The sequence below is a fragment of the Corallococcus sp. bb12-1 genome, from assembly GCF_026626765.1.
GTDB classification, from domain to species: domain Bacteria; phylum Myxococcota; class Myxococcia; order Myxococcales; family Myxococcaceae; genus Corallococcus; species Corallococcus terminator.
This window is the reverse complement of record NZ_JAPNJZ010000028.1, coordinates 529,404-554,289: the sequence shown is the minus strand read 5'-3', so window position 1 is coordinate 554,289 and position 24,886 is coordinate 529,404. Positions and strand designations below refer to the sequence as shown.

The 24,886-nt window shown below is 70.0% G+C and carries 20 protein-coding genes; 13 read left to right on the top strand and 7 right to left on the bottom strand.

The genetic code is table 11. From position 1 onward, the window contains the following. Nucleotides 1-97: 97 nt before the first annotated feature. A complete protein-coding gene (locus OV208_RS36175; RefSeq protein WP_267578490.1) occupies nt 98-1,384 on the bottom strand; it encodes a hypothetical protein in 1,287 nt (428 codons plus the stop codon). Between the two features lies 1 nt (nt 1,385). Continuing rightward, entirely contained in the window at nt 1,386-4,145 is a 2,760-nt protein-coding gene (locus tag OV208_RS36170) for a TonB-dependent receptor domain-containing protein (protein ID WP_267578489.1), read from the bottom strand. A gap of 379 nt (nt 4,146-4,524) precedes the next feature. Between OV208_RS36170 and OV208_RS36165 the strand changes: the two genes are divergently transcribed. The 7 genes from OV208_RS36165 to OV208_RS36135 are packed head-to-tail and all read left to right on the top strand — an operon-like array spanning nt 4,525 to nt 11,905. Next, a complete protein-coding gene (locus tag OV208_RS36165) occupies nt 4,525-5,634 on the top strand; it encodes a GRAS family protein (RefSeq protein WP_267578488.1) in 1,110 nt (369 codons plus the stop codon). Beyond that, nucleotides 5,631-6,125: a CinA family protein gene (locus tag OV208_RS36160; protein ID WP_267578487.1), complete on the top strand. Its 495-nt coding sequence runs from the start codon at nt 5,631-5,633 to the stop codon at nt 6,123-6,125. The genes OV208_RS36165 and OV208_RS36160 overlap by 4 nt, the downstream gene beginning before the upstream one ends. A gap of 49 nt (nt 6,126-6,174) precedes the next feature. Beyond that, entirely contained in the window at nt 6,175-6,600 is a 426-nt protein-coding gene (locus tag OV208_RS36155) for a hypothetical protein (protein ID WP_267578486.1), read from the top strand. Between the two features lie 59 nt (nt 6,601-6,659). Next, entirely contained in the window at nt 6,660-8,003 is a 1,344-nt protein-coding gene (locus tag OV208_RS36150) for an AHH domain-containing protein (RefSeq protein ID WP_267578485.1), read from the top strand. Nucleotides 8,004-8,018: 15 nt separating this feature from the next. Continuing rightward, complete coding sequence (locus OV208_RS36145) at nt 8,019-9,272, top strand: imm11 family protein (protein WP_324291445.1); 1,254 nt, start codon at nt 8,019-8,021, stop codon at nt 9,270-9,272. Nucleotides 9,273-9,295: 23 nt separating this feature from the next. Then, complete coding sequence (locus OV208_RS36140) at nt 9,296-10,636, top strand: AHH domain-containing protein (protein WP_267578483.1); 1,341 nt, start codon at nt 9,296-9,298, stop codon at nt 10,634-10,636. Nucleotides 10,637-10,651: 15 nt separating this feature from the next. After that, nucleotides 10,652-11,905: an imm11 family protein gene (locus OV208_RS36135; protein ID WP_324291444.1), complete on the top strand. Its 1,254-nt coding sequence runs from the start codon at nt 10,652-10,654 to the stop codon at nt 11,903-11,905. A 4-nt stretch (nt 11,906-11,909) separates the two neighbouring features. Here OV208_RS36135 and OV208_RS36130 read toward each other — a convergent pair whose 3' ends face one another. Next, nucleotides 11,910-12,539, bottom strand: coding sequence for a hypothetical protein (locus OV208_RS36130; protein WP_267578482.1), 630 nt, complete (start codon nt 12,537-12,539; stop codon nt 11,910-11,912). Then, nucleotides 12,539-13,468, bottom strand: a complete 930-nt coding sequence (locus OV208_RS36125; protein WP_267578481.1) for a fatty acid desaturase family protein — start codon at nt 13,466-13,468, stop codon at nt 12,539-12,541. The genes OV208_RS36130 and OV208_RS36125 overlap by 1 nt, the downstream gene beginning before the upstream one ends. Nucleotides 13,469-13,576: 108 nt before the next feature. Here OV208_RS36125 and OV208_RS36120 point away from each other — a divergent pair, with 108 nt between their 5' ends. From OV208_RS36120 to OV208_RS36105, 4 genes are read left to right on the top strand one after another with little or no spacing between them, the layout of a single operon-like run. Next, a complete protein-coding gene (locus OV208_RS36120) occupies nt 13,577-16,426 on the top strand; it encodes an FG-GAP-like repeat-containing protein (RefSeq protein WP_267578480.1) in 2,850 nt (949 codons plus the stop codon). Between the two features lie 4 nt (nt 16,427-16,430). After that, entirely contained in the window at nt 16,431-17,192 is a 762-nt protein-coding gene (locus tag OV208_RS36115; protein WP_267578479.1) for a hypothetical protein, read from the top strand. Nucleotides 17,193-17,232: 40 nt separating this feature from the next. Then, nucleotides 17,233-18,918: a GH3 family domain-containing protein gene (locus OV208_RS36110; RefSeq protein ID WP_420715080.1), complete on the top strand. Its 1,686-nt coding sequence runs from the start codon at nt 17,233-17,235 to the stop codon at nt 18,916-18,918. Then, the gene (locus OV208_RS36105; RefSeq protein WP_267578477.1) at nt 18,915-20,084 is read left to right on the top strand and encodes an aromatic ring-hydroxylating oxygenase subunit alpha; all 1,170 of its coding nucleotides are present in this window, start codon (nt 18,915-18,917) and stop codon (nt 20,082-20,084) included. Before OV208_RS36110 ends, OV208_RS36105 begins: the two co-directional genes overlap by 4 nt. Nucleotides 20,085-20,096: 12 nt before the next feature. Here OV208_RS36105 and OV208_RS36100 read toward each other — a convergent pair whose 3' ends face one another. Beyond that, nucleotides 20,097-20,498, bottom strand: a complete 402-nt coding sequence (locus tag OV208_RS36100; protein ID WP_267578476.1) for a hypothetical protein — start codon at nt 20,496-20,498, stop codon at nt 20,097-20,099. A gap of 45 nt (nt 20,499-20,543) precedes the next feature. Then, on the bottom strand, nt 20,544-21,599 hold the full coding sequence (locus OV208_RS36095; RefSeq protein ID WP_267578475.1) for a UDP-3-O-(3-hydroxymyristoyl) glucosamine N-acyltransferase: 1,056 nt from the start codon (nt 21,597-21,599) through the stop codon (nt 20,544-20,546). A 194-nt stretch (nt 21,600-21,793) separates the two neighbouring features. Between OV208_RS36095 and OV208_RS36090 the strand changes: the two genes are divergently transcribed. Next, the gene (locus tag OV208_RS36090; protein WP_267578474.1) at nt 21,794-23,254 is read left to right on the top strand and encodes an MATE family efflux transporter; all 1,461 of its coding nucleotides are present in this window, start codon (nt 21,794-21,796) and stop codon (nt 23,252-23,254) included. 13 nt (nt 23,255-23,267) lie between these two features. Here the strand turns inward: OV208_RS36090 and OV208_RS36085 are convergent, their stop codons facing one another. Continuing rightward, the gene (locus OV208_RS36085; protein ID WP_267578473.1) at nt 23,268-24,374 is read right to left on the bottom strand and encodes a GNAT family N-acetyltransferase; all 1,107 of its coding nucleotides are present in this window, start codon (nt 24,372-24,374) and stop codon (nt 23,268-23,270) included. A 104-nt stretch (nt 24,375-24,478) separates the two neighbouring features. Here OV208_RS36085 and OV208_RS36080 point away from each other — a divergent pair, with 104 nt between their 5' ends. After that, on the top strand, nt 24,479-24,736 hold the full coding sequence (locus tag OV208_RS36080) for a GlsB/YeaQ/YmgE family stress response membrane protein (RefSeq protein WP_120533858.1): 258 nt from the start codon (nt 24,479-24,481) through the stop codon (nt 24,734-24,736). Nucleotides 24,737-24,886: the final 150 nt, after the last annotated feature.

Here is a 24,886-nt window from a genome sequence, read left to right as displayed (position 1 = left end):
GGCCTTTATTTCTTGATTTATGCGGTTGGAAGGGCCTCCCGGGTTTCATCCCACACAAGCAATCCCAATGGTTTGCATGGTCAGACACGCGCCAGTGCTATTCAAAGACGGACAATTCGGAGAGGGAGAGGAGCGCCCCGGGGACCGTGCCGCCGCTGTATTCCAGCAGCTCCACGGAGAGCCGGACGTAGCGGGTGGACGCCGCGTCGGCGAGGGGCAACTCGACGAAGGCGGGCTCCGCGTCCCCAAGGAGGATGGGGGAATCCCCGTAGGGCGATTCCTGCTCGGTGAGGTCGGCGAAGTTGCTGTGCAGGAAGAAGTTCAGGGTCTGGTTGAGCGAATCGAGCTCCCGCAGCACGGTGCGGTTGAGCTGCTGCCAGTGCTCTCCGTCCGGGCTGCCCTCCAGGACGAGCCATTCCTTGCCCTCGTAGCTGTTCGCGTGGCGCAGGCCCCGCACCACCGCATGGCGGAGGCGGGTGGGCTGGGGCAGGGAGATGACGAGGCCATGCACGGGCGGGTCCGTCTTCGGGTCGGCCAGCGGCACGGACTCCAGCCGTCCGTCCGTCCAGGGACAGGCCTCCGGGAAGGGCGGCTCACACGTCGCGCCCCGGCTCACCGGGCGCAGGGTGCCTTCGGGCAGGGGGGCGTGCCCGGTCCTCCACTCCACCCGGAAGTGCAGGCTGCTGGACTCTCCGCCCAGGGGCGAGAACCCCCAGTTGCCCACGCTGATGGCGCGCAACTGCACCTGGGGCGAGGCGAAGTCCTCCAGCACGTACGGGGACGGCGTCCAGGGCGACGTCGTGCCCGTCCGCCGCCACACGGGGGCCTCCCCCGAGGTGAGCCACAGCAGGGGGACCGGAGGCGTGGGAGGGATGGGGACGGGGATGTTGTCCTCCATGGAGAGGACCTCCGGCAGGTTCGCCGTCTCCGGCACCTCCAGCGGTGGTGGCGGGGGCGGGAAGGCGATGGCGCTTCCCTGGGGCCCCACGTCCACGCGCGGATGGGCATCCCACGGTTGCAGCGTGGGGAGCTCAACGTCGTCCTGCATCGTGAGCAGGACGAACACTCCCCGCCCGGTCGCATCCAGCGGCAGCGTCAGGCGCAGCCGGGACTGCTGTTCATTGATGTCGTGCCAGTTCACCACGTCGCCGGAGAGCAGCTCGAAGGTGATGTCCCCACTGGCCTCGGTGGTGGCGGTGCTCAGGGGGGAATAGACGCCATCGCGCCGACGCTCGAGGGTCAGCGGCGCGCCGGCCAGCGGGGTGCCGTCCCACTGGCGCGCGCGGCCGTACGCGAAGAGGGGGTCCTCCGGATAGCGCTCGCAGCCGGCGTGGGTGAGGGCCAGGAGTCCCAGGCCCAGGAAGGTGAGGGAGGCGTGGCGCATGTCAGTAGGTCGCCTTGAGGCCGAACAGGGGGAGGATGACGGGAATCTGGACGGGCTCGCGGACGGGGAAGAGGCCGGTCTCATCCGGGTGGCCCTCGGCGTAGTGGTTGTAGGCGATGACCTCCTGCTGCGCGGAGAGGTTGAGCACGTCGAGCGACGCATCCAGGGTGAAGTCCTGGTAGGCCCATGACTTCGCGATGCGCGCGTCCACGCGGAAGAACGGCGGCAGCCGGCCCGCGCGGTCCAAGTCCTGGCGCACCCAGCGGCCCTCGCCGCCCGCCTCCGTCACCCAGCGCTGCGTCTGGGAGGTGATCTGCCCTGACTCCGGACGGCCGGTGTTGAAGTGCACCACCGTGCCCACCGTCCAGTTGTTTCCAAACTTGTAGCTGAGCGCCGCGTTGAACACGTGCACCTGTTCGAAGGCGAAGGGCAGGTGGCCCTCCACCATCTCCAGCACCCGGTTGTCGTCGCCGATGCGGGCGAAGCGCGTCTTCCGCCTGCTCTGCAGGAAGCTGTAGGACACCCAGCCGAACCAGTGGTTGCCCAGCGGGTGGCGCGCCATCAGGTCCAGGCCGTAGGCGTAGCCGGTGGTGGCCGGGTCCTGTCCCAGGCTGCCCCGGCGTCGGCGGTTCTCCGCCACGTCCACCAGGTCGAACTCCACCGCGCGGGACAGCGGGTTGAAGTACGCGTCCGCGCTCAACTCCAGCCCGTCCAATGCCTTCCATTCCGCGCCCACGTCGAACTGCGCGCCGGACTGGAGGCCGTAGCGCAGGCTGGCGGTGTCCACGGCGGGCAGGTGCAGCAGCACGGTGGGTGGCTGGTGGAACAGGCCCGCGCCGCCCTTGAGCGTGAGGGTGTCCGTGAGCGTGTGGCGCACGGACAGGCGCGGCTCCACCGCGGTGAACGTGAGGCCCGGCACCAGGTGGTACGCGTCCACGCGCAGGCCCGGGGACACCACCCACTTCTCCGACGGCTTCCAGGTGACGGACGCATACGCGCCGGAGAAGGTGGCGATGGCCGAGGGCTTCTTGAGCGGATCCGCGTCGTCGGACGGGCGCCAGCCGGGAGGCCGCGCGGTGCCGGTGAGCGTGGTGGCGGAGCGGCGGTGCTCCACGTCCGTGCCCACGGCCACCTCCAGCGTGTCGGTGAGCACCCGCTTCCACCCGGCGCGCGCGGAGACGCTCGTCTGCTCCAGGCCGTACTCGCCCACGGGCTGGATGACGAGGGCGGTTCCGACGCGCTGGGTCTGCTCGCCGGTGAGGCCCAGGCCGTCCCAGCCCAGCGTGACGCCAACCTCGCCCTCGCCGCCCGCCAGCGGGTGCGTGCCGCGCAGGTCGATGCGGTGGAAGCGCGAGGTGACGCCGCCACCTTCCGAGCTTTCGAGCTGCTCGGGCGAGAGGCCCACGTCGTCGGAGCTGCCCAGCGCGAACAGGCGCAGGCGGCCCTGGCCCACCTTCTGTTCGACGCGCGCCTGGTAGTCCCAGAAGCCCGCGCGCACCTGCTCCGCTTCCGGACGGTTGAGCGCGTTGGCGGTGAGCGAGATGAGCAGCGCGGAGTAGCTGAAGCGGCCGGCCACGCTGACGCTGGTGCCGGTGGATTCGAAGGGCTGCTCGATGAAGCCGCCCGCGTTGAGCAGGTCCGCGTACGCGGTGAAGTGCAGCCGGTCCTCGCGCGGCCGGCTGAGCCTTCCTTCCACCGCGCCGCCCAGCACGCGGCCGTACTGCACCGGCGGCGTGCCCGGGTAGAAGTCCACGGTGTCGATGAAGTCCGGGTGCACCACCGCGGGCCCGAGCAGCAGGTGGTACAGCATCGGGATGCGCACGCCATCCAGGAAGAAGCCGGTGGCGGCCGGCTGGCTGCCGCGCACCACCGGGTAGCTGATGCCGGACGCGAGGCTGCCCACGCCCGGCATCAGCATCACCACGCGGAACGGGTCGCCGAGCGTGCCGGGCACCTCGCGGATCTCCTGCTCGTGCAGGCTGATGCGGGTGACCTCCGTGCGCGGGCGCTCGTCGCGCACCACGGTCTCGTAGGGGTTCACCTCGCGCGGCTGGAGCCGGTAGACGACCTGGAGCGTCTGGCCGGCCTCCAGCTTCTCCTCGAACACCGTCGTCGCGTGGCCCGGAGCGCGGACCTCGATGCGGTGCGCGCCCGGCGTCACGTCCAGCGTGAAGAGGCCGCGCGGGTCGGTGGTGCCGGTGGGCTCCTGCGCCCCGTCGACGAACAGGGCCGCGTCGGCCAGCGGCTTGCGGGTGCCTCGCGCGCGCACCTCGCCGGTGAGGTGCGTCGTTGATGCGGGGACCTGCACGGGCGGGGCGAAGCGGTAGAGGAACGGCAGGCGTACCGCGACGGGCGTGCCGCCCAGCGTGGCCGGGGTGAAGCGCAGGCCCGGGGCGGCGGTGAGCGCCGCGTCGGTGAGGCGCGGCTCGGCGCCAGCGCGCGTCACCTTCGCCTCCGCGACGCGGCCCTCCACGTCCACCAGCAGCTCCAGCTCCACCTCGCCGGCGGTGCCCTCCAGCCCATGCGGCCATGCGGCGGGCGCGTCGGCGGTGAGGGTGGGGGGGATGAGCGCGGTGTCACCCGCGTCGGGGGAGAGGCCCAGGCGGGCGGCGTCCTCGGCGGAGAGGGTCCGACCCCCGTGGACGTCCACCTCCACCGTGCGCGGCTCGCTGGTGGCGGACGGGACGCCCTGTGCGTGCGCACGCGTGCCGGCAAAAAGCAGGAGGGCTTGTGACAGCAGGACGGCCCGACGGAGGAACATGGGTGGCCGATTCAACACCGGGCCCTCCCGGAACTGCCACCGCAGGCATCCATGGGACTCCAGCGACACGTGTCCGGGCTGCCCTCCCGGCCCTGGTTGGCGGGTGGCCCGTGAAGTTCATACGGCCCGGCCGGGCAGTTTCGGCAATGAAATCTCGTGCGAACGCTAGGGGACCTCGGTCCCAGGGTTGCCATCGTGCTGCTGCGTCCCTCCACTCCCACGGGCTCCCGCCAGTCCGCCCACGAGGGTTGGCGGGATGTGAACGCGGACACGGCGGGATGCGCCCGCGGTGCGTGCCCCTGGAGGGAGCAACAGGGGGGTCGTTACAGTTTTTCAAGTCGAGCGGAAGCCACGGCCAGGGCTTCCCATGGGAGGACGCATGCGCACGCCGAAGGATGAACTGCTGCTCCAGGCGATGGACCATGCGTTGTCCGCACGGACGATGGAAACGGTGGAGACCCTGGCGGCGCTGTACCGGCTGCTGGACGTGGAGCGGTGTTCGGAGGACGAGAACTACGGGGTGTTCGCCACGGCGCTGACGCGGCGGTTGGAGGGCGCGGCGGGGGCGCTGCACCCGTACCGGGCTTCGGAGGTGGATGGCGGCGGGAGGCAGATCGACCTGTTCCGTCAGTTGATGGAGCACCTGCCGCTGGCGTCGGCGGCGGACGCGGTGGCGAACACGCTGCTCGCGGGGTTCCTGCGAGGCCACGAAGAGGCGACGCTGCTGGACGTGGGCATCGGCCAGGGACGGCAGGAGTGCAACCTGCTGCGCATGCTGGCGAAGGCGGGCGCCCTGCCAAAGCACCTGTCGGTGGTGGGCGTGGACCCCTGCGGGGCGAGCCTGCGGGAGGCGCACGGCGCGCTGATGTCGGTGGCGCAGGAGGTGGGGGTGTCGCTGGCGTTCGTGGGGTTGGAGTCGCCGGTGGAGGACCTGGACGCGGCGGTGTGGTCGGCGTTGCGAGGGGTGCGCCGGCCGCTGGTGGTGAACGCGGCGTTCGCGCTGCACCACGTGGTGGACGGTGCGCCGGGAGGGCCCGAGCCGCGCGACGTGGTGCTCGGGAGGATCGCGGCGTTGGGGCCGGTGGGGGTGGTGTTGTGCGAGCCCCACGTGGATCACCACCGGGCCCCGGCGCGCGAGCGGCTGGCCAATGCGTGGCATCACTTCTCCCGCGTGTTCCAGTTGCTGGATACGCTGGCGGTGCCAGCCGGAGAGCGCCGCGCCATCAAGCGGTTCTTCGGCCGGGAGGTGGATGACATCGTGGGCACGGTGAACGAGTCGGAGCGGTGCGAGCGCCACGAGACGTCGCTCGTCTGGTGGGAGCGGTTGCGCAAGGCGGGCTTGGGGCCGAAGGGCGCGATGGAGGCGGTGTGTCCGCCAGGCGTGCACCCCGCGGTGGGGCTGCGCGCGGAGGAGGGCACGGTGGGCATCACCTTCCGCGACGACGTGCTGGTGGCGGTGCTGGCGGCGGTGCCGAGGGAGGGTGCATGAGCAGCGACCTGGAGGCCTTGGCGCCGCGAGTGATTGCGCGCTGCCGGGAGTTGAAGGTGCGGCTGGTGCTCGCGGAGGCGTGCACGGGAGGGCTCATCACGGCGGCGCTGACGGACGTGCCGGGGGCGTCCGCGGTGGTGGAGCGGGGCTTCGTGCCGTATTCGAACGAGTCGAAGGGGACGCAGTTGGGGGTGCCGCTGGATTTATTGCAAAGGCATGGGTCGGTGAGCGTGGAGTCAGTGGGCGCGATGGTGACGGGGGCGCTGGAGCGCTCGCTGGCGGACTGGGGTGTGGCGGAGACGGGCATCGCGGGGCCCGGGGGTGGGACGCAGGAGAAGCCGGTGGGCCTGGTGTTCGTGGCGGTGCAGCGGCGGGGCAGGCCCGCGGTGGTGGAGCGCCATCTGTTCACGGGAGACCGGCGGGAGGTACGTCAGGCCGCGGCGGCGAGGGGGCTCGCCCTCCTTCTGGAGGAGCTGTCCGTGGAGTCCTGAATGTCTGGCTCGTCCCGTGGACCGTTGGCGGTCGCGCGCCGGATGGGTGATGAAGTCCACACGAAGGGAGCGCCTGATGTATCGAATCGACGTGAATCGCGCTGAGTCCATCGTGAGCTTCGCGCTGGAGGGCTATATCCGGCTGGAGGAGATGAAGCGCTTCGTGGTGGAGCTGAAGGCCGCGACGGACACGGTCGCGGGGCAGGCGATCAAGATCGAAGCGGACCTGCGCACGTTCCGGCCCGCGTCGCCGGAGGCCGCGGACCTCATCCGCCGGGTGCAGGAGTATGGCCTGCGCTCCGGGGTGACGCGGGTGGCGGAGCTGGTGCAGAACGAGATCGTCGCGCTGCAACTCAACCGCGTGGCGTCGGGGAGTGGGACGGACAAGATCCTCCGTCGGTTCTGGCAGGAGTCCGCCGCGCGCTTGTGGTTGCGGCACGGAGACGCGGAGCGGGGTGTGGTGCTCCAGGGCTGAGCGTCTTCATACTCCCGGGCTCCGCTCTTGAGACAAGGGGCGCAGAGCTCGGGACGTGAATGATGCCGCGCTGGGTGGCAGTGCTGGTGTGGGTGGTGTGCGCGACGGGGTGTGCGACGTCGCGGACGTGGCGGTTGGACACGGGAGAGGGACAGCCCCGTGAGTACACGCCGCGCAAGGAGACGACGCCAGTGGCGCTGGACGGCGAGGCCTTCGGAGAAGCGGTCCGGAGGCTGGCCCCCAGCGCGCCAATGGCGTCACACCCCAGGACGGAGGCACTCCGGTTGTTGAGTCCGGAGACGCGGCGTCCGCGTGCACGTGCGTCCTTGGGACTCGTTGCGCTGGAGGACCCGAGGCGAGGCCGCGTGCGGGTGACGCATGCGCGGGAGGAAGGCACGGCGCTGGAAGCGGCCTACGGGCGCTGGTGCGTGCGCAAGAAGCTGACGGGAGACTGCCTGCACCTGTTGGAGGAGGGGGCGAGGCTGGAAGAGGAGGGCAAGCGCACGCTGGCCTTCCGCATCGCGCTGGACTCGGTGTGGGAGGAGACGGCCGCGGCGCTGGAGGGGATGGTGGACGCGGAAGCGACGGTGGTGATGCTGGCGACGACGGGCGCGGTGTACCTGGGACTGTGGATGGTGCCGGAGCCGCTGCTGTCGAAGGGAATCGCGGCGGTGCTGACGGTGGGGCTGATTGGGTACCTGGGCTGGGACACGGTGTGGAGCCTCATCCAGGGGTGGAGGTTGCTGACGGAGCAGGTGAGGGAGGCGGAGGACTTCGAGGGCATCCGGGAGGCGGGAGAGAGGTACGGGGAGGTGATGGGGAAGCAGTCGGCGAGGGCCTTCGTGACGCTGACGATGGCGGCGCTGGGAGGGACGGCGCAGACGCTGGCGGCGAGGATGACGACGTTGCCTGGGGCAGGGCAGGCGGCGGTGGTGGGGGCGGAGCAGGGAGGCTTCATCCTCGCGGCGGCGGAGCAGGTGCGAGCCGTGGCCGTGTCGTCGAGCGGCGTGGTGACGATTGAACTGTCACCGGGCGCGGTGGCGATGGCGGCGCAGGGGCCGACGTCAGGTGCGCTCACGGTTTATGAGCACCACATCGCGACGAACAAGTGGTGGGAGGCGACGCACAACGGGGGCCCGTGGTCGCCCCAGTTCCAGGAACTCTTCGACCGCGCGGGGATGTCGCTGGACGATGCTGCGAACAGGGTTGGAATCCAGGGCCACAAGGGGCCTCATCCCGAGGCGTACCACCAAGAGGTACTGAGTCGCTTGCGGCAGGCATTGGGCCGATGCAGAAGCATGGCCCAGTGTCGAGAGGCTCTGACCGCGCGGCTCAAGCAGTTGGCTTCGGAGCTTCGGACCGAGGGCACTCAGCTTCACAAGTGGATCACCCGAACCGAGTGACGCGAGGAACCCAAAATGGCGGGGCGGTACTTCGAGCTTCACGAGGACATGGGTTACCCGGGGGGAGGTTGGCATCTGGCTGACCCAAGGGATCTCCAAGGGCGTGAGTTGGATGAGCCCTGGCAATTCACCGACGGACGTCCTGTGCGCGTCGGGGAACGACTCCGATTCCCCATCTACCATCCGGGAAGTCCGCGCGAATTCTCCCAGGCGGGCGTATGTGCCACTCCCGTTGTTCACCAACGGGTGGCGAACCTCTTTACGAAGCTGGCGCCTGACGACGTGCAGATCATTCCAGTCGATGTTGCTGGTCAGTCGGAGCCGTACTTCATCCTCGTCGCGACGCGGAACATCCGGTGCATCGATGATGAGCGGTCAGCGGAGGTCCAGTATTGGCAGCCAGAGGACAAGCGCCCGGAGATGACCGGTGAGTATCGGGCCGTCTCCGACATGCGCATCGATCCTGCGAAAGTGGAGAACGCGAAGGTGTTCCGTACCTGGGGATGGACCGGTTCGCTCATCGTCTCCGAGGACATCAAGGACGCCCTGGAGTGCGCGGATGTCACGGGGGCGAAGTTCCAGGAAGTCACCGGTCCCAGTTCAGTCACGCCCGAGGAGCGCGAGCGCAGTCGCAAACTCCGGATGCTTTACGACCGGACGGAAACAGCCCGCGAGGCCTTCTGGCGCACCCTGGGTTTTCTGGATGGGGATGCCATCATTCCCTCGGTCGTCGGAGGAGGCTGGCCCGCGCGACGCCAGGTCTGGCGCGTCATCCGCCGACCCGAGGGCCGCACCCTCTTCGTCACAGACGGCCTGTCCGACTTCTACGTTGCCCGGGAGGAGCCCTCCGTAGGCTTCGGCCTGGAACTCGCGCTGGAAACGGACGAGCCCGTCGCGGACGTGGCGAACTGCTGGCAACAGTGGGTGCTGGAGCACATCGGCAACGAGCTCGCGGAGCACGAAGGTGTGCGCGAGAAGGTGAAGACGGGCTTGCTGTCCATGGAGGTGGACGGGCAGCGGATGCCCGAAACGCTGCTGACGAAGGACGGCCGGGTGGGCGTGCTGCTGGGCATGGAGACGCCGACGCTCCCCACCCACTTCACGATGCCCGACGGCGAAGTCCGACTCGTCACGGTCAAGGCGCTGATGCCCGCGGAGCTCACGTACCTGCTGTCGCACGGCAAGAACGGCCGTGAGGAACTCATCCGCCGCTTCAACGAACGAGGCCCCAGCCACCTGTCCCGCGCCTGGCGTCAGCCCGTGGTGTGACCGTCGAACAAGGAAGGACCAGGATGATGCCGCGCTGGGTGGCAGTGCTGGTGTGGGTGGTGTGCGCGACGGGGTGTGCGACGTCGCGGACGTGGCGGTTGGACACGGGAGAGGGACAGCCCCGTGAGTACACGCCGCGCAAGGAGACGGCGCCAGTGGCGCTGGACGGCGAGGCCTTCGCGGATGCCGTCCGGAGATTGGCCCCCGGTGCGCCGGTGACGTCGCATCCCAGGACGGAGGCACTCCGGTTGTTGAGTCCGGAGACGCGGCGTCCACGTGCACGTGCGTCCTTGGGACTCGTGGCGCTGGAGGACCCGAGGCGGGGGCACGTGCGCGTGGTGGAGGCGCCGGAGCAAGGCACTGCGCTGGAAGCGGCGTACGGGCGCTGGTGCGTGCGCAAGAAGCTGACGGGAGACTGCCTGCACCTCCTGGAGGAGGGGGTGAGGCTGGGGGAGGAGGGCAAGCGGACGCTGGCCTTCCGCATCGCGTTGGACTCGGTGTGGGAGGAGACGGCCGCGGCGCTGGAGGGGATGACGGACCCTGAAGCAATGGTGGTGATGCTGGCGACGACGGGCGCGGTGTACCTGGGACTGTGGATGGTGCCGGAGCCGCTGCTGTCGAAGGGAATCGCGGCGGTGCTGACGGTGGGGCTGATTGGGTACCTGGGCTGGGACACGGTGTGGAGCCTCATCCAGGGGTGGAGGTTGCTGGCGGAGCAGGTGAGGGAGGCGGAGGACTTCGAAGGCATCCGGGATGCGGGAGAGCGGTACGGGAAGGTGATGGGGAAGCAGGCGGCGAGGGCCTTCGTGATGCTGATGATGGCGGCGCTGGGAGGCACGGCGCAGACGCTGGCGGCGCGGATGACGACGCTGCCGGGGGCGGGGCAGGCGGCGGTGGTGGGGGCGGAGCAGGGAGGCTTCATCCTCGCGGCGGCGGAGCAGGTGCGAGCGGTGGCGGTGTCGTCGAGCGGTGTGGTGACGATTGAGTTGTCACCGGGCGCGGTGGCGATGGCGGCGCAGGGGCCGACGTCAGGGGCGCTGGAGGTCTACGAGCACCACATCGCGACGAACAAGTGGTGGGAGGCGACGCATAACGGAGGGCCGTGGTCACCGCCGTTCCAGAAGCTCTTCGACCGGGCCGGGATGTCGCTGGACGACCCCGCGAACAAGGTCCGCGTTGCTGGCCACAAAGGACCTCATCCCAAGCAATACCATGAAACGGTATACGCTCGATTGAGCGATGCCCTGGGAAGATGCAGAAGTCTTCAGGTATGCAGGGAGGCGCTCGTGAGGGAACTCAAGACTCTGGGCGCGGAGATCTCCACGGCTGATACCTTGCTCAACTCGTTGGTAACCCGGCAGTGATGCGAGGGAAGATTCATGTCGATGCGGTACTTCAAACTCCTCGATGACATGAGCAGCCCGTCGCGCTGGTTCCTGGACGAGGCGACGAACCCCCAGGGACAGGAGATCGATGACATCTGGCAGTTCGCGGATGGTTGCCCAGTTCAGGTCGCCGAGGAACGGCTCAGGATTCCTGTCTATCATCCTGGCGCTCCACTCGAATTCTCTGTGACGAGCGTCGGTAACGCCCCCATCGTCCATCAGCGAGTGGCGAACATCTTCACAAAGTTGGCGCCTGATGCCGTGCAGGTGATTCCAGTGGATGTCGACGGACAAGCCGAGCCGTACTGCATCCTCGTTGTCACGAAGATCATCCAATGCATTGATGATCAACAGTCTGCGGAGGTTTCGTACTGGAAGCCGGAGGACGGGCGCCCCGAGAAGACCGGCTTCTACCGGTCGATCTATGACATGCGCATCGACCCGACGAAGGTGGGAGACGCGAAGGTGTTCCGCACCTGGGGATGGACGCGTGCCATCGTTGTCTCCGAGGACATCAAGGACGCTTTGGAGCACGCGGGCGTCACGGGGACGAAGTTCGAGGAAGTCACCGGTCCCAGTTCAGTCACACCCGAGGAGCGCGAACACAGTCGCAAGCTCCGAGCACTCTACGAGCGGACGGGGACGGCTCGTGAGAGCTTCTGGCGCACGCTGGGCACGTTAGATGAGGAAGCCATCATCCCCATCGTCGTCGGAGGAGGCTGGCCCGCACGACGTCAGGTCTGGCGCGTCATCCGCCGGCCAGAGGGCCGCACCCTCTTCGTCACGGACGGCCTGTCCGACTTCTACGTGGCCCGGGAGGAACCCTCCGTGGGCTTCGGCCTGGAACTCGCGCTGGAAACAGACGAGCCCGTCGCCGACGTGGCGAGCTGCTGGCAGCAACTGCTCCTGGAGCACATCGGCAACGAACTCGCGGAGCACGAAGGCGTGCGCGAGAAGGTGAGGACGGGCTTGCTGTCCATGGAGGTGGACGGGCAGCGGATGCCCGAAACCCTCCTGACGAAGGACGGCCGGGTGGGCGTGCTGCTGGGCATGGAGACGCCGACGCTCCCCGCCCACTTCACGATGCCCGACGGAGAAGTCCGACTCGTCACCGTCAAGGCGCTGATGCCCGCGGAGCTCACGTACCTGCTGTCGCACGGCAAGAACGGCCGTGAGGAACTCATCCGCCGCTTCAACGAACGAGGCCCCAGCCACCTGTCCCGCGCCTGGCGTCAGCCCGTGGTGTGACGCCTCACCCGCCGATTCCCACCGCGAGCAGCACGGCGAGCACCGCATACAGCGGCACGTTGAGCGCGAGCGTGAGCCGGTTGATGCGCCGGAAGCGCTCCTGCTCCGCGTCCGCGAACCACACCCCGTCCTCGCCGGTGGTGCGTCCCTCGACGGCCTGGTGGAACAGCGCCGCGTAGGCCACCTCCACCCCCAGACTCACCAGCACCAGTCCCACGAGCGCCAGCGCCCACACATCGCGCCCATCGAGCGCCCCCGCCCACTTCTCCCCCGTGTACACGAGCCCCGCCCCCACGAGCGCGATGCACCCCAGGTCATGCCCCACGCCGTACGGAGGCCGCCAGTTGCGCGACACGTACAGCATGTAGAGCTCCGCCGCGCCCCGCAGCCACATGGACACCGCGAAGGCCCCCAGCACGATGCGCGCCTCGAAAGGGACGGACGCATCCATCGCCACCAGCGGGCACACCAGGAACCAGAGGAAGACCGCGTAGAGGAGCCACGCCAGCTTGGGCCCGGAGATGCGCCCACCCCTTCCTCCTCGTGCGTTCTGCCGGTGCCGGAAGAACGCCGCCGCGCCCGCGATCGCGAGCAGGAACACCACCAACAACACACAGGTCGAAGCAGAGAGCATCAGTAGGGACGGGGCCGGGGGTACTGCTCAGCAAAGCGAGCCACGTACCACGCCCGCAGCCGAGGCAGGTGCGTGAGCGACACGTGCGGGTGCAGGTGATGCACCACGTGCAAGCCCACATGGTGCGGCGCCAGGCCCCACCGCCCCAGCCACCCGAGTCCATGGTCGCGCGTGCACGCGAGCACATCCTCCAGCGACCGGCCGTGCGCAGGCGCGGCGGTGTGCTCCGCGAGCAGCCGGTGCGCGTTGAACCCCGAAGCCACCAGCAGCGGAAGCCCATACCCCCATGCGACCTGGGATGGCCACCGCAGCGCCAGCATCAGCACCCCCACGTGGAAGAGCACCTGACCGACTTCCGCGCGAGCACACGCGAGCACCTCCGCGTCCTGAGTCAGCACGCGTCCGGAGCGGTCCTGCAGGAACACGCGAGCATAAGGCGTGCGCAGCGCGGGGATGGCCCAGGCACAGAGTCCCACCGGGCCTCGCAGCACCCAGCCCGGAATCACGCCCAGCAGCAGCAGCCACCGCCACGCCGTACGCAAGGGGCCTCCATCCGGCGGCTTGCGGTAGGGATCCGTCGGCAGGCCCGCGTCCCGGTGATGGCGCAGGTGGTGGTAGCGCATGGCCTCCAGCGTGGACGCCACCGGGTAGCCCGCCAGGACCGTCAGCGGACACAGTCTCCAGTCCGCTGTTCGCGACGGCAGGTGGACCGCGTCATGAAGCAGCACGCCCAGCGCATGCAGTCGCCCCGCGACGACGAGCACCGCCAGCGGCGCGAGCACGGGAGCCCACGCCATGACGAACCAGCCCAGCGCCATCCCCGTCCACTCCAGGGCGGCCAGGCGAAGCAGCCCGGACGAAGTGGAGGCCACGAGCAGCTCGCGGGGCACCGCCGCGCGGCGGGGCAGGGAAGGAACCGTGCGGGACATTGTCGGGGACTACGACTCCACGCATGGGCGTCGGATGCAAGCCTCGTGGGGATTGGACACCCGGGGTCGGGCACGGCACGCTCCGCGCGTGTCCCGGGACGGTCAATCATGAGTGTGGATGTGGCGATGACGCCGGGCCCTGTGGCCACGCGTGTGGAATGGGGCGGCTGGGTCTTCCCCCGTTGGAACGACCCTCGGCTGCCCTTCGCGGGGCTGCTCACACTCTACGGCGTGCTGGGCTTCACCTTCTTCGGCTTCAACCGCAGCCCCGGGCAGATGGCCTTCCTGGTCGTCTCCGGCACGCTGCTGGACGCGGCGCTGGGCTGGGTGCTGAAGCGCCAGAAGGTGGTGCCGCTCTCCGCGTACATCTCCTGCTGCTCGCTGGCGCTGCTGCTCAACTACTCGCACGCGAGCACGCTGTTGTGGCTGCCGGTGTGGCTGGCCATTGGCTCCAAGTACCTGCTGACCTTCCAGGGGCGGCACGTCTTCAACCCGTCGATGTTCGCGGTGGCGGTGTCGCTGCTCGTCACGCGCGAGCTCATCACCGCCGCGCCCGCCTACCAGTGGGCCAACGGCGAGGTCGCGCTGTCGGCCTTCATCGTGATGGCGGCGCTGGTGCTGTTCTTCTTCCGCGTGGGCCGGGGCTGGCTGGTGGTGAGCTTCCTCACCTTCTACGCGCTCCAGACGGCGCTCCGGGCGTTCATCCTCCGCCACCACCTGCCGCCGGAGGTGCTGTTCCTGGGCACGCTGGGCGCGCCCTCGTTCTTCATCTTCGTCTTCTACATGCTCACCGACCCGGCCACGTCGCCCGGGACGCCCCGGGCGCAGGTGTTGCTCGCGCTGGCCATCACGTGCGTGGACCTGGTGCTGCACCTGAAGGAGAGCGTCTACACGTTCTTCTACGCGGCGCTCACCGTGGCCACCTCGCGCTTCGTGTTCATGCACGCCCGAGCCGCCTGGCGCGCCGGAGGCCGCGAGTCCCTGCGACGGCTCCTGTCCCCGGATGTGCTCCGGCGCGTGGGCGTGGTGGGCGGCCTGGGAGCGGTGCTGGCCACGGGGCACGCGGTGATGGCCGCGCCTGGAGCGCGCTCCGCGCCGCTCGCGTTCCACCTGGACTCACAGGACGTCGCGAAGGCGGGCCTGTCCTCCACGATGGGACACACGCTGGAGGAGTTGGATCCGCGCGTGGCCCACGTGGCCAAGTGGCTGGTTGCCGTAGGCGACGCGGTGGCCACCGGGGACTTCGACGGGGACGGTCGGCTGGACCTGTTCCTCACGCACCCCCTGGGCACGCCGGAGCACCACGCGGGGCTCTACCGCAACCTGGGCGACCTGCGCTTCGAACGGGTCGCGGTGCCCGCGCTGGAGCGCTTCGCCACCCGCTACAAGCAAGAGGGGCTGGCGGGCGGCGGCACCTTCGTGGACTGGGATGGGGACGGGGATCAGGACCTCGCGGTGGCGGTGGCCTTCGGGCCGGTGCGCCTGCTGCGCAACACGCTGAAGGAGACGGGCACGGCGGGCTTCGAGGACGTGACGGAGGCCGCGGGCGTGACGGACCACGCGGTGAGCCTGGGGCTCACGTTCCTGGACTACGACCGCGACGGGCACCTGGACCTGCTGGTGCTCAACGCGATGACGACGCACCTGCCGGACTACCCGACGCCCACGCCGCTCAACCTCTTCCAGCTCCCCGCGCCCGAGTCCGCGGGCGACCGGCGGATGCTGCGCTTCATGCACGACGGTTGGCACGACGCGAACAACGGCGGGAAGAACGCGCTCTACCGGGGCCGGGGTGACGGCACGTTCGAGAAGCAGGACGTGGACGCACTGGGCCTGTCGCAGACGCACTGGTCGCTCGCGGTGAGCACGGTGGACTTGAACCACGACGGGTGGACGGACCTGTACGTGGCCAACGACTTCGGCCCGGACGATGTCTACCTCAACGAAGGCGGGCGGCACTTCCGCCACCTCGTGGGCCATCGCTTCGGAGAGGTTGGCCGCGACACGTACAAGGGCATGAACGCGAGCGTGGCGGACTTCGACCGCAACGGTTGGTTGGATGTGTACGTGTCCAACGTGCACCACTCGCTCCAGGCGGAGGGCAGCCTGCTGTGGATGGTGGGGCCGGGCGAGGACGCCTTCGTGCCGACCTTCAAGGACGAGGCCACCTTCCGGGGTGCGCTCAACGAGCGGCGCTTCGGCTGGGGTGCGGCGGCGGGAGACCTGGACGCGGATGGGTGGCCGGACCTGGTGCAGGCCAACGGCATGGTGGACGCGCGCCTGGACGCGCCGAAGTGGCGCATCCCGGAGGGGCAGCGCAACGACTACTGGTACGTGAACCACAAGCTCATGCAGTCAGGGCCGGAGGTGCACACGTACGCGGACAAGTGGGGCGACATCCGGGGCCGCGTGCTCTATCCGAACGAGGCGCGGCGCGTGTACCTCAACCTGGGGGATGCGCGGCCGGGACACTTCGTGGATGTGGCGCGGGAGGTGGGCATCGACGCGCCGGACAACTCGCGCGGTGTGTTGATGGCGGACCTGGATGAGGATGGGGACCTGGACGTGCTCGTCACCAACCAGCACGCGCCGGTGTCGCTGTACCGCAACACGCTGCGCGCGAGCGCCACGGAGGCGAAGCCGGACGCGCACTTCGTGGGCCTGTCGCTGGTGGGGGACGGTCAGCGCACGCACCGGAGCGCGGTGGGCACGCGGGTGGTCGTCTCCTACGAAGAGAACGGCCAGCGCGTGGAGCAGGTGCGCGAGGTGGGGCTGATGGGAGGCTTCTCCGCGTCGGCGGATCCTCGACTGCACTTCGGCCTGGGCCGCCACGCGGGGCCGGTGAAGGCGACGGTCCACTGGTATGGCGCGGAGCCGCGGGAGGTGACGCTGGAGGCGGACCGCTACCACGAGGTGCGCCAGCCGCCTGGTCCCTCGGCGCGAAGGGGAGGACCCTGACGCGATGCTCTCCGCGATGAAGGGCACCACCGTGCGGCGCGAGGCCCTCTGCGCCGACACACGGGCGCGGATGCTGGAGTTGATGCAGTGCTGCTACGTGGGCGTGAGCGCGGAGCGCTTCCATGCGGACCTGGACGCGAAGCAGTACGTGTTCCTGCTGCACGCCCGGCGCACGGGAGAGTTGGTGGGGTTCAGCACGGTGCGCCTCGCGGAGGAGGAGGGGGCGGAGGTGCTGTATTCGGGCGACACGGTCATCCACCCGGACTGGTGGGGCCACAAGACGTTGCAGGTGGTGTTCGGCCGGCTGCTGCTCGCGCGCAAGCTGCGCAGGCCGTGGCGGCCGCTGTACTGGCTGCTGCTGTCGGGCGGATACAAGACGTACCTGCTGGCGGTGAACTACTTCCCGCGCACGCACCCGAGACGGGACTGGACGCCACCCATGGGGCGCTCGGAGTTCCTGCACGGACTGGCGACGCGGTGGTTTGGCGCGCAGTACGACGCGGGGCGCGGAACGCTGCGGTTCAACGGGGCGCACTACCGCGTGCGCGATGGTGTCTCGCCCATCGACCGGGACGCGGCGGGACATCCGCACATCGCCTACTTCGCCGAGCGCAACCCGGGCCACGGCGACGGCGAGGAGCTGGTGTGCCTGGTGGAGATCCGTGGCTGGGACCTGACGCGGGCGTTGGCGCGCAGCGTGTGGGGACAGCTTCGCCGTTGGGCCCGCCGCGAGCGCGATGCCTCGCGGATCCGCGTGGGGACGTGACGTGTGGAGCAAGGACCGTCCGGTGCTGACTTCGCGCGCCATGCTGGCCGCGACGCTCGCGGCGCTGACGCCGTCCGCGCTGCGCTTTCGTCATGCGCTCCGAGCACCTGAAGCGGCACAGGCGGAGTGTCTCGCGCGGGTGCTCCAAGCAGCGCAAGGCACGGCCCAGGCAAGCCGGGTGGCGCACTTCGGACGCGTGCGGACCGCGAGGGAGTTCCAGGACGCGGTGCCAGTGTCCACGCCGGATGCGATGACCGCGGACGTGGAGCGCATCGCCCGGGGAGAGGTCCGAGTGCTCACGCGCGAACCCGTGCTGCGCTTCGAGCTGTCGGGCGGCTCCTCGGGAGCTTCCAAACCGGTGCCGGTGACGCGAGGCCTGCTGGGGGAGTTCCAGCGTGCGCTCGCGCCCATGCTGCACGAAGTCCTCCTGCGACGCCCCGCGGTGCGTGCCGGCCCCAGCTACTGGTCCATCTCCCCCCTGGGCCGCAAGCAGCGCCGGACCGAAGGAGGCATCCCCGTCGGTTCCGCCGAGGACAGCGCGTGGTTCCCGCGTCCCCTGCAGCCACTGCTCTCCCGAGTCTTCGCCGTGCCGGGTGCGGTGGGTCAGGCCCCGCACGTGGAGCCGTGCCGCTACGTGACGCTGTGGTTCCTGGTGCGGTGCGCGGACCTGTCCCTGGTGAGCGTGTGGAATCCCAGCTTCTTCACACTGCTGATGGACGCACTGGAGCGGCACGGGGAGCGGCTGGCGGAAGACCTGGAGCGCGGCACGTTGCGGCCTCCCGCACACGATGCGGACGGCAGGCCTCTTCCCGACACGGAGCACTCGCCGGGCTGGGACGCCCTGCTGCGAGGACTCCAGGGGACGCGGGACACCGCACGGGCCCAGGTGCTGCGTGCCGCCCTGCGTGACGGTGGGTCGTCCGCGCGCACGCTGTGGCCAGGACTCGCGCTGTTGAGCATGTGGACGGACGCGCAGGCCGCGCACGCGGTGGCCTCCGCCTGTCGGCGCTTCGAAGGGGTGGAGGTGCAGGGCAAGGGGCTGCTCGCCACCGAGGGCGTCATCACCCTCCCGCTCTTCGATGCGCCCGCGCCGGTGCTCGCGGTGCGCAGCCACTTCCACGAGTTCATGGACCCCTCGCGCCCCGACGCGCGCCCCCTCCTGGCGCACGAGCTGACGGTGGGTCGCACCTATGCGGTACTGCTCTCCACGTCCGGCGGACTGCTGCGCTACCGGCTGGGCGATCTCGTCCGCGTGGAGGGCTTCGTGCACGCGACGCCCTGCCTGCGCTTCCTGGGCCGCGCGGACGCGGTGACGGACCTGGTGGGAGAGAAGCTCTCCGCCGCGCGGGTGGGCACCGTGCTGGACGCTCAACTGCCCTCACCCCGTCCCGCCTTCGCCATGCTCGCGCCGGAGTGGGGGACGCCGCCGTCCTACCGCCTCTTCCTGGAGACGGACCTGCCCACCGAACGCCTGGAGGCCATCGCGGCGGCCGTAGAGCGAGCGCTGTGCGAGGGCCACCACTACCGCTACGCGCGCGAGCTGGGACAACTCGGGCCGGTGCGCGCGGTGCGCGTGACACACGGGGCCCGTCGCTATGAAGCGCGGTGCATCGCGCTCGGACAGCGGGCGGGGGACATCAAGCCCGTGGATCTCCACCGTCAACCGGGCTGGTCCGAGTGGTTCTTGGGGAACGACGACATGACCCGGAAGGAAGTCATCCGATGAGACACCCCCACGACCGTCCCCAGGTGCCCGCGGTGGATCTGGAGGCAGAGGCGGATCTCGCCCGTTGCGGAGCGCTGAAGGACTTCTGGTACGTGGCGTGTCTGTCCACGGAGCTGCCCGCGAACAAGCCACTGGCGCGCACCGTGTTCGGCACGGGGCTCGTCCTCTTCCGGGGGCACGACGGCGCGCCCACCGCGCTGCGCGACCGCTGCCTCCATCGCAACGCGCGCCTGTCGAAGGGCGACGTGTTCGACGGACGCCTGGGCTGCCCGTACCACGGCTGGGTGTACGACGCGTCCGGCGCGGTGGTGGAGATTCCGGCGCTGGGACCACCGCAGCGCGGAGAGAAGCTGGACGCGGGCTCCTGCGCGCATGAGGGCCTGAAGCCCGCGCCGTGCGACCTGGGGCGGCTCGCGCGCTTTCCCACGTGGGAGCAGGACGGGCTCGTCTACGTCTACCTGGGCGCGGACGTGACGCGTGCGCGCGCCGAACCCTTCCGCGTGCCTTACTGGGGCGAGCGCGGCTGGACCGTCTACTTCATGGTGACGCGCTTCGCGAACGGCGTGACGAACCTAGTGGAGAACTTCATGGACGTGCCGCACACGTCCTTCGTGCACCGGGGCTGGTTCCGCAACCCCACGCGCAAGCGCGTCCCCTCCACGGTGAAGCGTCACGCGGGCCGCGTGCGGATGACCTACCTCCAGGAGGAGGACGCGCTCACGGGCCTGGGCCGCCTGTTCAACCCGCGCGGCCTGCCACTGGTGCACACGGATGAGTTCATCGTGCCCAACGTCACCCGCGTGGACTACCAGTGGGGTGACAGCGGCTTCGCCATCAACTCGCAGTGCACGCCCATCGGGCCCACGGACACGCTCGTGTACACGGCGATCAGCTACCGGTTGCCGGTGGACCTGCCGGGCGCGTGGGTGGGCCGCGCGCTGACGCCCTTCGTGCGCTGGTACACGCGGCAGGTCATCCAGCAGGACGTCATCATCATGGAGACGCAGCGCCAGGGCCTCACGGATGGACCCGGTGGCGGCGTGTACTCCGGCACGGAGGCGGACCTGCACCACGCGGACGTGGAGGCCTACCGGCGCTGGCTGCGTGAAGGCGCGCAGGGCCCGGGTCCCGAGGATGCCGAGCGCGACGTGGTGTTCTGGGTGTAGCCCCGCGCTTGCCTACGAGCGCCGATCCACGTGGAGCCCGCCGTCCTTCTCGGAGGTGGACGACGGGAGGGTCGCGAGGTTGTACCCGCAGAAGAAGGTCGCCACGAAGAAGGCGATTCGCAGCGCCCCCGGTGGGGGCTGGAGGCTGAAGTGCGTCTGGAGCCACGCCAGGGTCTCCGGCGCGTTGGAGGTATGGCACGCCGCCGCCACGCCCAGGAACACGCCGATGCTCAGGCCGTTGAAGAAGACGTTGGCGGGAGAGGTCACCACCCCCGCGACGCGGTCCCCCACCTGTCCGAGGACCCGCGCGAACACGAACTTCTTGAAGAGCGTGCCGCCGATCAACCCCAGGGCCAGCGGCCCCACGATCTCGAACACCGCCCTGATCGCTTCAATCTGCTCAAGCCTGCCCATGGCCTCCGAAGATGCCCGAGCCGACCCGATGGATCAACCGCACCCTCACCCCATGCGCCGCAGGCCCGGCAGGTCCTCCGGGCGCAGCACCCAGCGCGGCGACTCCGGCGGTGACGTGCGCGTGCCCACCTGCACCGCGGGGAAGCCCTCCACCAGCGCGTAGTCCGGGAACACCGCGCGCGCCTTCACCAAGCTGCCAGCGCTCACGTGGCAGCCTTTGCCCAGGTGACTGCCTTCGCAGAGGATGGCACCGGGCTCCACCACCGTGCCCGCGCCCAACTGGCACGCGTGCAGCACGCAGCCCGGTCCCACCACGACACCCTCTTCCAGCACCAGCATGGTGTCCGGCAGCAGGTGCAGCACGGTGTTCTCCAATATCTGCACCCGCGCCCCGATGCGGACCGGGCCGTTCATGTCGCCGGTGATCTTCACGCCCGCGCCGATGATGGCGCCCGCGCCGATGACGACGTCGCCGGAGATCTCCGCGGAGGAGAAGAGGGTGGCGGTGGGGTGGACGAAGGGGTGACGGTCGCGAAAGGCGTAGAGCTGGCCCATGGGGGCATCCTCGGCGCGGTCCCGCGCGGAAAAAGAGGTCAACGGTGGAGCCGTAAGGGTGAGGTTTCCGCCCCGGCGCTGTTGCATGCGGGCCAGGTCCTCGGCGGAGAGCACGCGCAGCACCTGGCCGGGCCGGCCGAACACCACCGACCCGTCCGGCACCGTCATGCCCGGGGGCAGCACGGAGCCTTCGTCCACCACGCAGCGGTCTCCCACCGTCACGCCGGGCATCAGGATGGCGCCGTCGCCAATGTCACACAACGCGCCCACCCTGGCGCCAATGACAAGCGAGCGGGGCCCCAGTACGCTCTTCTCCCCCAGGAAGGCCGGGCGTTCGGGTGTGCCCACCACCACGGCGTCCTCGCGCAGGGTGGAGGAGGCGCCCATCGTGACCGAGCCCCCCACCGAGCGCACGACAGCGCCCCGGGAGATGACGGCTCCGGGCCCGACCTGGAGCGTGCCCAACAGGCGCGCGGACGAGGCCAGCGTGAAATGCGGGCCCACCACGGTGGGCAGGGCGGGAGCGGTCGCTATCGAGGGACTCATCGGGAAGCCGCAAGTTACACCTCGCCCCTCGCATCGGGTGTCACCCCCAAGCGCGACACCGCCGTCCTGCATCCGACGCTCGCTCGCTGAACGGACAGGGGTGGGTGCCGCACCTCCAGGACGTCAGAGGTTGAGCGCCGTAGGCGTCGGTGGGCGCCAATCCCCCACCGCGTTCCTGTAGGAAGGCCTCACGCATGAGACCCGCACCCGTGGAAGAGACACCCCCGTCGGTGGAACGCGACGTCGCCGAAGCCACCGTGTCCGCGTCGCCGAAGGGCCTGTGGACGCTGGTGAAGGAGGCGCTGCACGGCACGGAGATGGACCTGACGCGCCTGCCGCTCCGGCGCGCCATCTTCCTGCTGGCCGTGCCCATGGTGCTGGAGATGTTGATGGAGTCGGTGTTCGCCGTGGTGGACGTCGCCTTCGTCGGCAGGCTCGGCGCGGAGGCGGTCGCCACGGTGGGCCTCACGGAGGGCATCCTCACCATCATCTACGCGGCCGGCATGGGCTTGAGCATCGGCGCCACGGCGATGGTGGCGCGGCGCATCGGGGAGAAGGACTCGGAGCGGGCGGCGCGCACGGCGGTGCAAGCGATTGGCCTGGGCGTGATGCTCTCCACGGTGCTGGCCATCGCGGGCATCGTGTTCGCACGGCCGCTGCTGGCGGCGCTGGGAGGGTCGCCCTGGGTGCTGGAGCACGGCGTGGGCTACACGCGCGTGATGATGGGCGGCGTGGTGAGCATCCTCCTGCTCTTCCTCATCAACGCCATCTTCCGGGGCGCGGGCGACGCGGCCATCGCGATGCGCACGCTGGCGCTGGCCAACGGCCTCAACATCCTGCTCGCCCCGTGTCTCATCTTCGGCCTGGGCCCCTTCCCGGAGATGGGCGTGGTGGGCGCGGCGTGGGCCACCACGATTGCCCGCAGCGCGGGCGTGCTCTACCAGCTCTTCCGGCTGGTGCAGGCGAACGGGCGGCTCCAGGTGCGGCGGGAGCACGTGTCGCTGGAGCCCGGGACGATGCTGGCGATGGTGCGCCTGTCGGGCGCGGGCATGGTGCAGGCGCTGGTGACCACGTCCAGTTGGGTGGTGCTGGTGCGCATCGTGTCGTCGTTCGGCAGCACGGCGCTCGCGGGCTACACCATCGCGATCCGCATCGTCCTGTTCGCGCTGCTTCCCGCTTGGGGTCTGGGCAACGCGGCGTCCACGTTGCTGGGCCAGAGCATGGGCGCGGGCGACGTGGCGCGGGGTGAGAAGGCGGTGTGGATGGCGGGCCGCTACAACCTCGTCGTGCTGAGCACCATCGGCGTGGTGTTCTTCGTCTTCGCGACACCGCTCATGGGCGTGTTCACGACGGACGCGGCGGTGGTGGAATCAGGCGCCACGGCGCTGCGCATCTTCTCCTTGAGCTTCGTCTCCTGCGCGTACGGCATGGTGCTCACCTCCGCGTTCAACGGCGCGGGGGACACGACGACGCCCACGCTCATCGACCTGTGCTGCCTCTGGGCGCTGGAACTGCCGCTGGCCTGGGTGCTGGCGCATCCGTTTGGCCTGGGCGCGGTGGGTGCGTACATCGCGGTGCCGGTGGCGTTCGCGGCGATGTCCGTGTCGGGCATCGTGCTGTTCCGGCGCGGGCGCTGGAAGACGCGCGTCGTCTAACTCGGGAGCCCCCTCAGGGCAGACAGATTTCGAAGCCGGTGCGTCCCCGGGCGAAGGTGGTCGGGGGACGCGAGGCGGGCGTCACGGCGTACAGGTGGAAGTCCAGCCGGCGCTGGAGGAAGCCCTTCAGCGCGGGCGCCAGCGCGTCCTCGGAGTCCTGCTGCAGGGTGAAGAAGTGGAAGCCCTGGCCGTGGAAGGCCGCGTACACCGCGTCCAGCAGCGCGCGGAAGACGGCCGGGTCCTCGCCGGGGACGCAGGTGTTGCACAGGTAGAAGTAGCGGAAGTCCCCACCGGGAGGCGGCAGGCGGGGCGCGCCCGTGACGGTGGCCAGTGCGTTGAAGCCCCGGCGCACCCACTTCATGCCGCCCCGGTAGGCGAGCACCCGGTAGCGCTTCACCGCGTCGGGGTTCCACGCGGAGGTGCAGCCGACGAGGCGCCCGTTCGCGTCGAACGCGAGGAACGAATCCTCCACGCGCAGGCCTGGCCAGTGGGCGAAGCGGTGCTCCAATTCGCCCGTGTCGTAGCGGTAGCCGAATGGCCGGGCGCGGTGGTCGGCGTCCAGCAGCGCGGCCATGGCGGGCACGTCCTCGGCGGTGGCGCGGCGCACGGTGAAGCGGCTGGGGCGCGGGCGGCGGCCCAGGACGAACTGGATGGAGATGGCGGAGAAGGCGCGCAGCAGGTGGTAGTGCGGCTGGGCTTCGCGCGTGGCGGCGCGGCGCACGAGGGCCTGGAGCGCGGCGGCGTTGGAGGCCATGACGGCGGTGAGGAACACGTCCACGCCGTGGCTCCGGGTGGTCTCCTCCAGCACGGGCCCGTAGAAGCGGGCGAGTCCCCGGGCACGGCGCGCGGAGAAGCGGGTGCGCAGATCGCCCAGATAGCCCACGCGGCACGGCCTGCCGTCCAGCCACCCGTCGCGCACGTGGATGGCGCCCATGCCGTCCAGGCGGGCTGATTCACCGTGGGCCCAGATTTCGGCCTCGCCCCGCTGCATGGCGAAGAGGGCGAAGTAGTCCGGCGCGCGCTGGGTGCTGAGCACCAGGTCGCCCGTCATGGGCACGTCGCCGAACAACTCCAGCAGCGCGGCGTTGTCGTCCCGGGTGGCGCGTCGCAGGGGGCTCATGGTGGGTGCGCGTCAGCGTATGCGACCCCACGCCGGACTTCCGCCCCCGCGTGGCCTGCGCCAGACTGCGGGGCACGCGCGCCAGGGCGCGAAGGAGGGGTGCCATGGGGTTGTTGGGCTGGATCATCTTCGGCTTCTTCGCGGGCCTCATCGCCCGGGCCGTGCTGCCGGGGAACCAGCGCCTGGGCTGCATCGGCACCACGCTGCTGGGCGTGGCGGGCGCGTTCGTGGGCGGCTTCCTCACGTCCGTCTGGCGCGGTACGGACTGGCGCGACCCGGAGCCCACCGGCTTCCTGGGCGCCATCCTGGGCGCCGTCGTCCTGCTGCTGGTGTCCCAGGCCGCCTTCGGACGCAAGCCGTAGGGGGTACCCTCCAGACCCCCGCTCCTGGCCTGTTTCCCGGGAATCCCGTTCCGCCTCCCCGGTTGTAGGCCCGGCGGCCGGTTGTCCTACCTGCCTGGGCACCCATCCGGGGAAAGCACGGTTCCCAAGAGGATGACGGGCATTTTCTGT